Consider the following 11,003-nt stretch of genomic DNA (forward strand, 5'->3'; position numbering starts at 1 on the left):
TCGCGGCGATCCGCGCGCAACCCGGCGGCACCGTGCAGGGCCGCATCCGCATCACCGAACAGGGCGAGGTGATCGCCGCCAAATACGGCACGCGCGACGCCGCGATGACCAATCTGGAGGCGATCGCGTCGGCCACGTTGCTCGCCAGCCTCGAACCCGAACGCCTGTCGAACGCCGACACCACGCGCTTCTGCGCCGCGATGGACTGGCTCAGCGACACCGCGTTCCACAGCTATCGCGACCTCGTCTACGGCACTGTCGGCGGCGACGAGCGCGGCTTTCGCACCTTCTTCCGCCAGATGACGCCGATCGCCGAGATCGCCGGGCTCAAGATCGGCAGCCGTCCCGCCAGCCGCACCAAGTCCGACCGGATCGAGGATCTGCGCGCGATCCCCTGGGTGTTCAGCTGGGCGCAGGCGCGCGTCATGCTTCCCGGCTGGTACGGCGTCGGCCAGGCGCTCGCCGGGTTCGAGGACAAGGCGCTGCTGCGCGACATGGCGCAGGGCTGGCCGCTCTTCGCCTCCGCGCTCGCCAATCTCGAGATGGTGCTGGCCAAGTCCGACATGGCGATCGCCGCACGCTATGCCGGGCTGGTCGAGGATCCGGCGCTGCGCGACACCGTCTTCGGCCGGATCCGCGACGCTGGCAGCAGACGCATGACGGGCTGCTCGATGCGACCGGCCAGTCGCGCCTGCTCGAAAAACACCCCGCGCTCGAAGCTTCGATCCGCCTCCGCCTGCCCTATATCGAACCGCTCAACCTGCTTCAGATCGAACTGATCAAGCGCCGCCGCGCCGTGAAGAGGATGCACGCATCGGCGAAGGCATCCTCCTGTCGATCAACGCGATCGCGACGGGCCTGAGAAACTCAGGCTAACTCCCTCTCCCCTTGGGGGAGAGGGAAGGGGCCCGCGGCCCTTGCCGCGGGAAGGGTGAGGGCCAGTGAGGCCAAAACCCTCACCCCAAACCTTCAGCCCGCCCCTTCAAAAAACGGCGCCGCAATCTCCGGCCGCACGCGCAGCAACCGCCCGCTCGCCCGGTCGAGCAGCGCCCAGGTCGTCACCGCGTCCAGCTTCACGCGCCCGTCATCGCCGACGAACCGCACATGCCGGTCGAACCGAGCGCCCTTCGGCCCGCCCTCGACCCAGGTCTCGCCGGTCACGGTCTCGCCCGCGACCACGCTGCCGCGATAGTCGATCTCGTGCCGCGTCACGACCCAGACATAGGCGGCCTTGTGCTCGGCGGGCGCGACCGCCTCCCAATGCGCGGTCGCGATCCGCTGGATCCACTGGACCCAGACCGCATTGTTGACGTGCCCCAGCTCGTCGATATCCGCCTCGGCCGCGGTGATCGTCATCGTGAAGGTCATGCGCTGCGCTCCCGCCATTTCCGCCACGCGAACCAGCCGCCGCCGACCAGCAGCAGCGCCGCCGCGCCGAGCAGGATCAGCCGCCCGGTGTCGATCCGCCCCAGCATCTCCTCGATGACATTGCCGAACGCATAGCCGATCGCGCTGAACACACAGCCCCACACGATCGCCGCGGCGAGGTTCACCGCCAGGAACACGCGCTGCGAAATCCGGCTCGTCCCGATCGCAATTGGGCTGACCGTGCGGATTCCGTAGACGAAGCGATAGGCGAAGATGAACCGCCGCGGATAGCGTTCGAGCAGGTCGATCGCGCGCGCATAGGCCGACCGCCGCCGGATCGCCGCAACGGGGCGCGACTCGCGGAAATACCGCCCGCCCGCAAAGAACAGCTGGTCCGCAACGAACGACCCGATCACCGCCGCCGCCATCGCGCCCGCCAGCGACACCAGCCCCTGATGCGCCAGCACCCCGCCCGTCACGACCGCCGCCTCCCCCTCGACCCCTGCCCCGAGAAAAATCGCCACGACGCCGTACCGCGCCACCAACGCCTCGATCGTCACGCGGCGACCGACCTTTGTTCACGCGAAGGCGCGAAGGCGCGAAGAAGGGTGGTTCGCGCAGAGGCGCAGAGGACGCTGAGAATGGTGTGCATCTTCTCTCTGCGTCCTCCGCGTCTCCGCGCGAAAACTCTAAATCTTCGCGCCTTCGCGCCTTCGCGCGAACCAAGAATCATCCCGCGACGCCCAACTGCCACAGCACGAACGCATGCTCCTCCGCCGCCTCGCGCAGCGACTCGAACCGGCCCGACTTGCCGCCATGCCCCGCGCCCATGTTCGTCTTGAGCAACAGCACATTGTCGTCGGTCTTCATCAGGCGCAGCTTGGCCGCCCATTTCGCGGGCTCCCAATAGGTCACGCGCGGATCGTTGAGCCCGCCGCTGATGAACATCGGCGGATAGGCCTGCGCCTTGACGTTGTCGTACGGCGAATAGGAGCGGATCAGCGCGAACGCCGCCGGATCCTCGATCGGATTGCCCCATTCGGGCCATTCCCCCGGCGTCAGCGGCAGCTCGGCGTCGAGCATCGTGTTGAGCACGTCGACGAACGGCACGTCGGCGATTACCGGGCCCCAGAGCGCGGGGTCGGAATTGACCACCGCCCCCATCAGCTCGCCGCCCGCAGACCGCCCCGCGATCGCGATCCGCCCCGCCGACGTCCACTTCGCGTCGACCAGCGCCTTGGCCACGTCGACGAAATCGTTGAACGTGTTCTCGCGCTTCTCCAGCTTGCCGTCGAGATACCATTGCTGGCCAAGGTCATCGCCGCCGCGGATATGCGCGATCGCATAGGCAAAGCCGCGGTCGAGCAGGCTCATCCGCCCGGTCGAGAAGCCCGGCGGGATCGCATAGCCGTAAGCGCCATAGGCATAGAGGAACACAGGCGCCGACCCGTCGCGCACGAACCCGGCCGGATAGACGATCGACACCGGAATCTCGGTGCCGTCCCGCGCGGTGATCTTCAGCCGCTCGGTCGCGTATTTCGCCGCGTCGTAACCGCTCGGAATCTCCTGCACCTTGAGCATCGTCCGCTCGCCGGTATCGACGTCATAATCGTACACCGTCCCCGGCGTGACCATCGACTCATAGCCGAGCCGCAGCACGGTCATGTCATATTCGGGATTATCGCCAAGCCCGGCGACATAGCTCGCCTCGGGAAACTCGATCCGCTTGCCCTCGGTCGGCGTCTCGTACCGGTGAATCGCGATCTGATCGAGCCCGTCCTCTCGCCCGTCGACCACGAAGAAGTCCTGATAGCACTCCACCCCGGTCATGTAGAAGGTCGGGCTGGCCGGGATCAGCTCGGTCCACGCGCCCGGCTCCTCGACCAGCGCGGTGCACAGGCGGAAGTTCGGATCGACGTCGTTGGTGTGGATGAACAGCGTCCCGTCATGCTCGTCGACGTCATATTCGCGGCCAACCTTCCGCGCGGACACCAGGATCGGTACCGCCAGCGGCTCGTGCGCGGGCAGCAGGTAGATCTCGCTCGTCACATGGTCGCTCGTCGCGATCACGATCCACTTGCGCGAACTCGTCTCGCCGACGCGACGCGGAAGCCCTCGTCCTCCTCGTGGAACAGCACGACGTCGTCCGTGATCGGCGTGCCCAGCCGGTGGAACCGCGCATTGTCGGTCCGCCACTGCTCGTTCGCCAGACCGTAGAGGAAGCCCGCATCGTCCGCGGTCCAGACGATCTCGCTGAGCATCCCGGGGATGACGTCGGGCAGATGCTCGCCGGTGTTCAGGTCCTTGACCCGGACCTCGAACCGCTCGCTGCCATTGTCGTCGATCGCATAGGCGAGATAGCGCCCGTCATTGCTGACCGAGAACGCGCCGAGCCGGAAATATTCATGCCCCTCGGCGAGCGCGGGCTCGTCGAGCAGCAGCTCGTCCGGACCGCCCGCAACGGGCTTGCGCCACCATTTCTTGTACTGGCCGCCGGTCTCGTAGGCGGTCCAGTAAAGCCAGTCGCCGTCCTTTTGCGGGACCGAGGATTCGTCCTCCTTGATGCGTGCCTTCATCTCTTCGTACAACGTGTCGGTCAGCGCCTTGTGCGGCGCCATCTGCGCCTCGAAATAGGCGTTCTCGGCGGCGAGATACGCCAGCACGTCCGCGTCATCGACCTCGGGATAGTTGGGATCCTTCAGCCACGCATAGGGATCCTCGATCGTCACGCCATGCGCGGTGAAGCTGTGCGGCCGCTGCTCGGCACGCGGCGGCACGGATGGGGTCTCGGGCGAAGAGATGGCAGGGGAATTCATGGTCATCCCCCCTGTTACCGCCCCCACGACCGGAAGCCAACGCACCACGCCCGCGCCCCGGTTATCCTTCCCCCCGTCATCCTCCCCGTCATCCTGACGAAAGTCAGGACCCAGAGCCACAAGCGCCGAGGCCAATAACCTTGGGTCCTGACTTTCGTCAGGATGAGAACGGGGGGGGTGGCGGGGTGACGGCCCGACACCCCCGCAAGCAAACCCCGCTGTCCTACACGCCGCGTTTCTGTCACAACACGCGCCATGCCCTGTCCCGGCCCCAATTGCCCGCACACGCCCCGCCCGCGCGGCACCCGACCGGCACGCTGGACCTGACAACGCCGCATTTTTTGCTGCCAGCGTCTCAACATTCACAACATTCAGATCGACGAAAGCCCCGATGACCCGATCCAGCCCGACCCGACTCACCGCCCTGCGCGCCCATCTCGCCGCCGCCGGCCTCGACGGCTTCGTCGTGCCGCTGACCGACGAGCATATGAGCGAATATGTCGGCGGCTATGCGCAGCGGCTCGGCTGGCTGACCGGGTTCCAGGCTCGGCGGGCAGCGCCGCGGTCCTTGCCGACCGCGCCGCGATCTTCACCGATGGCCGCTACACGCTCCAGGTCCGCGAACAGGTCGATGGCGATCACTGGGAATACGCCCCCGTGCCGCAGACCAGTGTCGCCGCCTGGCTCGGCACCCACGTCGCCGAGGGCGCGCGGATCGGCTATGACGCGTGGCTGCACACCAGCGCCTGGGTCGCCGAAGCCAGCGCAGTGCTCGCCGATCGCGGGGCTGAGCTCGTCGCGGTCGACGCCAACCCGATCGACGCGATCTGGACCGACCGCCCCGCGCCCTCGCCTGCGAAGATCACCATCCAGCCAGACGCGTTCGCCGGCGCCTCGTCCGCCGAAAAGCGCGCGCGGATCGCCGACTGGCTCGCCGAACAGCGCGCCGACGCGGTCGTGCTCTCCGCGCTCGATTCGATCGCCTGGACGCTCAACATCCGCGGCGACGACGTCAGCCACACCCCCGTCGCGCTCAGCTATGCGATCGTCGGCGCCGACGGCACCACCGACCTGTTCGTCGCACCCGAAAAGCTCGACGACACCGTCCGCCAGCATCTCGGCAACGCGGTCCGCGTCCATGACCGCACCGCGTTCCAGCCCGCGCTGCGCAACTATGCGGGCAAGCGCGTCGCCGCCGACCCCGAACGCGCCGTCGCCGCGATTTCCGACGCACTGATCGCGGGCGGGGCCAAGGTGCTCGCGCTGCGCGATCCCGTCGTGCTCGCCAAGGCGCTCAAGAACCCGGTCGAGATCGCCGGCCACCGCGCCGCCTCGGTCCGCGACGGCGCCGCGCTCGCGCGCTTCCTGCGCTGGGTCGAGACCGACTGCGCCGACGGCAGCGAGACCGAATTGTCCGCCACCGCGAAGCTGCTCGCCTTCCGCGAGGCGACCGGGCTGCTGAAGGACACGTCTTCGACACGATCTCCGCGACCGGCGCGCACGGCGCCAGCCCGCACTACCACTGCACCGAAGAGTCGAACGTCCCCCTCGAGCCCGGCCAGCTCTATCTGGTCGATTCGGGCGGGCAATATGCCGACGGCACCACCGACGTGACGCGCGTCATGCCGATCGGCGCGCTGGCACCCGAACAGGGCAAGGAGCTCCGCGACCGCTTCACCCGCGTGCTCAAGGGCCATATCGCGATCGCGACCGCGGTCTTCCCCGACGGCACGCTCGGCGGCCAGATCGACGCGTTCGCCCGCCGTCCGCTCTGGGAGGCGGGGCTCGATTTCGCGCACGGCACCGGTCACGGTATCGGCGCCTATCTGGCGGTGCACGAGGGGCCACAGCGGATCGCCTCGCCCAACTACCCCGGCGGCGCGGCGATGGAGCCGCTGCGTGCCGGCATGATGCTCTCGAACGAGCCCGGCTATTACAAGGCGGGCGAGTACGGCATCCGGATCGAGAATCTGCTGCTGATCGAACCGCGCACGATTCCCGGCGCGGACCGCGCGATGCTCGGTTTCGAGACGCTGACCTTCTGCCCGATCGAGCGCACGCTGATCGAGCCGTCGCTGCTCACCCACCCCGAACTCGCGTGGCTGAACGCCTATCACGCGCAGGTGCTGGACACGCTCTCGCCCGAAATGACCGGCGACGACCTCGCCTGGCTTCAGGCAAAATGCGCGCCGATCGGCTGACCGCCTCAGTCCACAGGCGGCTCATCCGTAGGGGGAGCCGCGGCGGGCTCGGCCGCCGCGGCACGCGCCTGCGCCTTGCGACGGCGCAGATTCTCGCGCAGCGCGGCGGCCATGCGGGCCGCTTTTTCCGCCGCCTTTTCATCGTTCGATTGCATAATAACGCTCTACATCGTCGCGCGACGCTCTTGACAATCGTCCCGCCCTCGTCTCTTAGCCCCACTCCGCCGACAGCGATGTCGACGAGTGCTGCCGTAGCTCAGTGGTAGAGCGCATCCTTGGTAAGGCTGAGGTCGTGAGTTCAATCCTCACCGGCAGCACCAGCTTTTTTGACGTTGACCCTTAGGACTTCGCTTATGCTACATAAGCGAACGTCCTAAGGGTCACGGCATTCCGCCGCGGTGGATGACCTGCATACCCTATGTGCTGACATGGGTGACTATCATCCCTCGCAGCGTACGTCCGTGCACCTGCTTGCTGGGGCCTTGGCCAGCATTGACCATCTGCTTATCAAATCGGTCTAGCGCTTTCGGCGTCGCTCTTCGCCATCCTACCAAAAACAGTTCGATGACCTATCAGAAGGTTTGATTACGACGGGCGCCGACAATCTGCCCCGCGTCTAACGTCTTGGTAAGACGGGGTTCTGTATGCGTGGTCGCATTACGAAGCAGGCTGCCCGAACCGGATTACGGTTAGCGGGCCATTAGCCGTGCACGTCAACGGTCTCTTAAAGTTGATAATCGTATCTCCATGGTGGCGGGAACTAGTAAGGAGAACTGCTGTGAGTGAGATGAAAAGCCGTGGCACATGCCATCAGATCGAGGGCGGTCAAAAAAGTTCTTGGGCTACAGTTCGCGGACAGAAGGGCTAGAATCGTCTCAGATACCGGAAATTCGTCTGAGGCCGCCTGGCTTGCGTACTTCTACCTGGCTTTTCTCGCCCGCTCGATGGGCCTTAAGGCTGTGACGTTGAAGACGAACAATCGACACGTGGTCAATCAGCTGACCGGCAGATGGAAGGCACGCAGCCCAATGATGCGTCGCTATCGCGATGCGTTCCTGGCGACCTTCGCCGACATGAGGATCGAACATACTTACTGACGGCATGTCGGCGGGGCGGATCGCGAAATCCGCCCCCCAGCCTCAAGCGAAATCGAGGTAGCGTAGCTTGCTGGATCTCGGCTCGAAGGTCGCCAGAAGGTCGAGAACACCATGAGCGACGTACGGATGATCGTAGAGCGGCTCGGTCCTTACCCATTGCCCAGTAAGAGAGCGTGCGCACATCGCGACGAGAGTCGCCAGCATCAGAGGTTCGATCGGCTCATTCCGCTCCGAGAAGCAGGAGACGATCTCCCGCATGTCCGCGCGATCGAACACCCGCACATGGATGTAGCCGCGCGGGCCTTCGAGATCGGCGACACGCGCCGCCACCTCCAGCGTCTTGTGAGACGTCATTCCGGTAAGTCGGTCACAAAGGTTGCGCACCGCACCGTAATCAGGCGCATCCGTGATGCGCGATGCAAGAGTAAATAGAGGCATGAGATCGCAGTTCATTTGGGTCGAAGTGACGAACATTCTTTTCCTCCTTGCTTGATTCTACTCGTTCTCGACACCGTGAAGTCCATGAGGCGATCGCCTTCGTCAGCTTGGTACCTTCACCAGCTCCGCTCCCTGCTGACCACGAGCAGCGCGGCGGTACGTCGGCGATGTCACGGGTACGCGCGCGGTAAGCTGCCCCGCCTCATGGGGTGCGACGTGTCCGGGGGTGGTGGCCTTCAGCATGATCTTCGCCAATCTTTCGGCGCCTGATCTCATCGCGGGTCGACGTTCCCCACGTCGCGACTGTCTGAAGGACACTCCGGCGCGGCCAGCCGAAGACATCTCGTCTAAAATGTCCTTCACGTTCGAGTCTGGCCTCGAGCGGAGTGCTATGAAGCCCAGTCAGTGCACTCAGTTCGGCGAGCGTGACGCGGGAGCGGGCGAGATGACGCACCCTCCGCCATGGGATGGCGTGGGCGCCGCCTGAAGTAGGGCCGCCGGGAAGATGCTTCACGTGCCTGAGCGGCAGGTTCAGCACTTCGGCAGCGTCTCGCTGCGAGAGGGTTGCCCCCCGGCACAGACGATGCTGGCGATCGGCCTCTAGTCGACGCATAGCGGCCGCGTCGGCTCGGGAGATCATGATGCGGTCGATCGACGCGCCCGCACTCGAGTATAAGACGCGACCTTCGAGCAGTTCCGAAAAGATCCGTCCCCAAGGCTTGAGACCTCCCCCGATGCTGCGGGCGACGCGATGCAGCGGCACCGGATCGATCAGCGACGCCAGCGGCGCACCCGTGTCGAGAATCCGTTTAGCGAAGCGGGCGAACTCTGACGCGTGGAACTGCGGGGTGTCGTAGTGGGCGCTCACGTACGGGTGGTCGACGACGCTCAGCAGCTCCGCGTGGACGAGCTGCTCCACGGCATACTGCGGCAGGTGCAGCTTGTCGGACAGCTTGGCGGCGCTCAGGCGATGTTCCAGGAAGTCGGCGAGCCACTCCACCTCCTGACGGTCAAGGGTAGGTAGGAGCCTGTTCCACCGCAGGCAGATGCGGGTCCTGAGATGGCCTGCCCGCCGCGCCGCGGCGAGCTTGCGCTCCTCCTGCCCCGTCAGGAACGTCGCCTCCCGCATGCCGATCTGGCCGAGCGGGTTCGTGCCTGCCGCGCAGCTGATCGGTTCGAGCGTGGATGCGATGGCGTCTCGGACCTGGACAGGAAGGAGGGTGCTGGTCAGTCCGGCCAGATAGTGTCCCGTGCCTCCATACCGCGCGTTCGGCCGGGACAGCGCATGCTCGCCAACACGGTCGGCGAGCGCATGGAGGAGTGCTTCAGGCCAACGTCGCACGATCTCGCCTGCCTGCGCCAGGGATGCCGCGTATCGGGGCAGTTCCTGAGCGGAAGGCTGGTGGCCGCGTCGGGGCGGCACGCCTCATGCGTCACTGGCATGAGAGCGAGAGCCATCTCGAACACCATGCCGCCGTTCCAGTTCGACAGGGCTGCCGGCAGCTGCTGGCGCGCACGTTCCCTCGCGGCGGCATCGGGGTTGAGAAGGCCGAGGATGAAGCCCAGGCCATCGCGCAGTTCCGGAGCGACGCTGTCTGCGGGCGTAGCTGCGAGCCGGCCGTTGCATGCATCGCACCGGTCCAGGCGATCGGCGGCCTGCCAGCGCTGCACGACACCGCACGGACATGTATCGACCAGATACTGCCAGTGCTCGGTGCAGCACGGTACGGCCTTCAGCGACCACAGCATGCGCCCGTGAGGCGACGCTTGGACCGCCGCCGGCCCGAAGCGGCGCCGGCGGAAGACGATCTCGTCCGCACGGACTAGCACGCCGGCCGTCTCCACGAAGCCAGGTTCGGAAGCCGGTCGGAAGCGGCGGGCCGTGACCTCCTCCACCGGCTGCTTCAGGATCGCCGCGAGTGCGACCTCGTCGAGATCAGGCAGTATCGCAGCGGTCGGGTTCTGAGCGTGCGGCGATCCCACCTGGCGCAGAAGTATGTGCGAAGACGGCAGCAGGTTCCTCGTCACCGTTCTGGTGACGAGGCTCATGAAGCCCTCCGTGCGAATGGCCGGGACGCTGAAGAGGACGGGGCCAGTCACGGGCTCACTTCCTCGGGATGAGCTTGACGTAGTTCCTATCGATCGTTCCGTCCTGCATGCACCATGCGTCGACCGCCTCGGCCAGTCGCCGGTGGCTGATGCTGGGCTCGTCGGCGAGCAGGACCTGCTCGAGCGCGGCAAGCAGGATATTGTGCAGCTCGCCGATGACGCCGTTGCTGGCGCGGCAGAGGGCGATGGCCAGCTCCTCGTCGTCCAGGCCGGAGCGGCACCGCAGGATGTCGCGATCGGCCATCTGCGTGTCCAGATCGCCGAGAAGCTCGGTCCACGCGGCGAGGTCCCCCTCGACATCCCGATAGTCGTACGGAGCCAGCACCATCTGCGGGGCGCAGCGGTTCTTCAGTTCGCGATTGTCGACGAACAGCGACTGGGCGTCCGTCGTCCCCATCAGGACGACGGGCACCCACCCCATGGAGAGGATGTTCTTGATGGTGTTTGCGGCGTCTTTCTGCAGGCTCTTGAGCCGGAAGTGGTTCAGCTCGTCGATGATCAGGATCTCCACGCTCAGCTCCTTCAGCGCCATGCGTACCCGCCTGAGGAGCAGCTCGGCCTCGCCGCGGGTCGAATAGTTGTCCCCGAGTGCATCGAGGATCGAGCTGGCCAGGCTCTTGGGCGTGCCAGTGGTAGAGAGGGTCACATGGAGGACCGGCTTCTTGGTCGGGTCACGACCGTCCTGGGCCTCGACGTGGTTCCGGAGGATCTTGGCGCATGTGCTCTTGCCCGTTCCCGACTGGTGGAGATAGCGGTAGGCGCGGCGCTGCTGGCCCTCGGGCTGGTGCAGCCCCATGATCCGCAGGGAGTCCATCTGCCGCATGGCGGTCCTCTGCGCAGCGGTGGGTACAATGATGTTCTCGAGGCCGCCATGCCGGTGCCGACCCGATCGGCCAGGTCGGACGGCTTCGGGAACGGTGCCCCGATGGCCGACGGGAGCGGCGCGGGGGCCGCCCGGGTCGCTGCCGTCCGCT

At 66.1% G+C, this 11,003-nt stretch carries 8 protein-coding genes, 1 tRNA gene and 3 pseudogenes; 4 read left to right on the forward strand and 8 right to left on the reverse strand.

The window, feature by feature from the left end; all coding sequences use genetic code 11:
* Nucleotides 1-876: pseudogene (locus NI18_RS19560) on the forward strand (phosphoenolpyruvate carboxylase); the annotation flags it as partial.
* Between the two features lie 93 nt (nucleotides 877-969).
* On the opposite strand, the gene NI18_RS19565 reads toward NI18_RS19560, so the two are convergent.
* From NI18_RS19565 to NI18_RS19575, 3 genes and pseudogenes are all read right to left on the reverse strand, one after another.
* Nucleotides 970-1,368 carry an acyl-CoA thioesterase gene (locus NI18_RS19565; protein WP_192007757.1) on the reverse strand — a complete coding sequence of 133 codons (399 nt, stop codon included), beginning with the start codon at nucleotides 1,366-1,368 and terminating at the stop codon, nucleotides 970-972.
* Nucleotides 1,365-1,928 carry a DedA family protein gene (locus NI18_RS19570; protein WP_037532592.1) on the reverse strand — a complete coding sequence of 188 codons (564 nt, stop codon included), beginning with the start codon at nucleotides 1,926-1,928 and terminating at the stop codon, nucleotides 1,365-1,367. The genes NI18_RS19565 and NI18_RS19570 overlap by 4 nt, the downstream gene beginning before the upstream one ends.
* Nucleotides 1,929-2,097: 169 nt before the next feature.
* Nucleotides 2,098-4,184: pseudogene (locus NI18_RS19575) on the reverse strand (S9 family peptidase).
* A gap of 391 nt (nucleotides 4,185-4,575) precedes the next feature.
* Here NI18_RS19575 and NI18_RS19580 point away from each other — a divergent pair.
* Nucleotides 4,576-6,385: pseudogene (locus NI18_RS19580) on the forward strand (aminopeptidase P family protein).
* 5 nt (nucleotides 6,386-6,390) lie between these two features.
* Here NI18_RS19580 and NI18_RS25955 read toward each other — a convergent pair.
* Nucleotides 6,391-6,540: a hypothetical protein gene (locus NI18_RS25955; protein ID WP_168427513.1), complete on the reverse strand. Its 150-nt coding sequence runs from the start codon at nucleotides 6,538-6,540 to the stop codon at nucleotides 6,391-6,393.
* Nucleotides 6,541-6,630: 90 nt separating this feature from the next.
* On the opposite strand from NI18_RS25955, the gene NI18_RS19585 reads away from it, so the two are divergent.
* A tRNA-Thr gene (locus tag NI18_RS19585) sits at nucleotides 6,631-6,705 on the forward strand.
* Nucleotides 6,706-7,182: 477 nt separating this feature from the next.
* A complete protein-coding gene (locus NI18_RS24725) occupies nucleotides 7,183-7,482 on the forward strand; it encodes a reverse transcriptase-like protein (RefSeq protein ID WP_128082342.1) in 300 nt (99 codons plus the stop codon).
* Nucleotides 7,483-7,524: 42 nt separating this feature from the next.
* Here the strand turns inward: NI18_RS24725 and NI18_RS19590 are convergent, their stop codons facing one another.
* The 4 genes from NI18_RS19590 to NI18_RS19610 form a co-directional block, all read right to left on the reverse strand.
* On the reverse strand, nucleotides 7,525-7,956 hold the full coding sequence (locus tag NI18_RS19590) for a hypothetical protein (RefSeq protein ID WP_037532595.1): 432 nt from the start codon (nucleotides 7,954-7,956) through the stop codon (nucleotides 7,525-7,527).
* Between the two features lie 166 nt (nucleotides 7,957-8,122).
* Nucleotides 8,123-9,262: a hypothetical protein gene (locus tag NI18_RS19595; protein ID WP_198527076.1), complete on the reverse strand. Its 1,140-nt coding sequence runs from the start codon at nucleotides 9,260-9,262 to the stop codon at nucleotides 8,123-8,125.
* Complete coding sequence (locus NI18_RS22650; protein ID WP_128082343.1) at nucleotides 9,148-9,969, reverse strand: hypothetical protein; 822 nt, start codon at nucleotides 9,967-9,969, stop codon at nucleotides 9,148-9,150. Before NI18_RS22650 ends, NI18_RS19595 begins: the two co-directional genes overlap by 115 nt.
* Nucleotides 9,970-10,024: 55 nt before the next feature.
* Nucleotides 10,025-11,003 (reverse strand): ATP-binding protein (locus NI18_RS19610; RefSeq protein WP_306286545.1); only part of this gene is annotated, 979 nt, incomplete at its 5' end.

Source organism: Sphingomonas sp. Ant20 (assembly GCF_000783375.1).
In the GTDB taxonomy this organism is placed as follows: domain Bacteria; phylum Pseudomonadota; class Alphaproteobacteria; order Sphingomonadales; family Sphingomonadaceae; genus Sphingomonas; species Sphingomonas aerolata.

Excerpts from the sequence above, each read along its gene's own strand:
- NI18_RS19565 (WP_192007757.1), bottom strand. The coding sequence starts at position 1,368 with ATGACCTTCACGATGACGATCACCGCGGCCGAGGCGGATATCGACGAG.
- NI18_RS25955 (WP_168427513.1), bottom strand. The coding sequence starts at position 6,540 with ATGCAATCGAACGATGAAAAGGCGGCGGAAAAAGCGGCCCGCATGGCC.
- NI18_RS19590 (WP_037532595.1), bottom strand. The coding sequence starts at position 7,956 with ATGTTCGTCACTTCGACCCAAATGAACTGCGATCTCATGCCTCTATTT.
- NI18_RS22650 (WP_128082343.1), bottom strand. The coding sequence starts at position 9,969 with ATGAGCCTCGTCACCAGAACGGTGACGAGGAACCTGCTGCCGTCTTCG.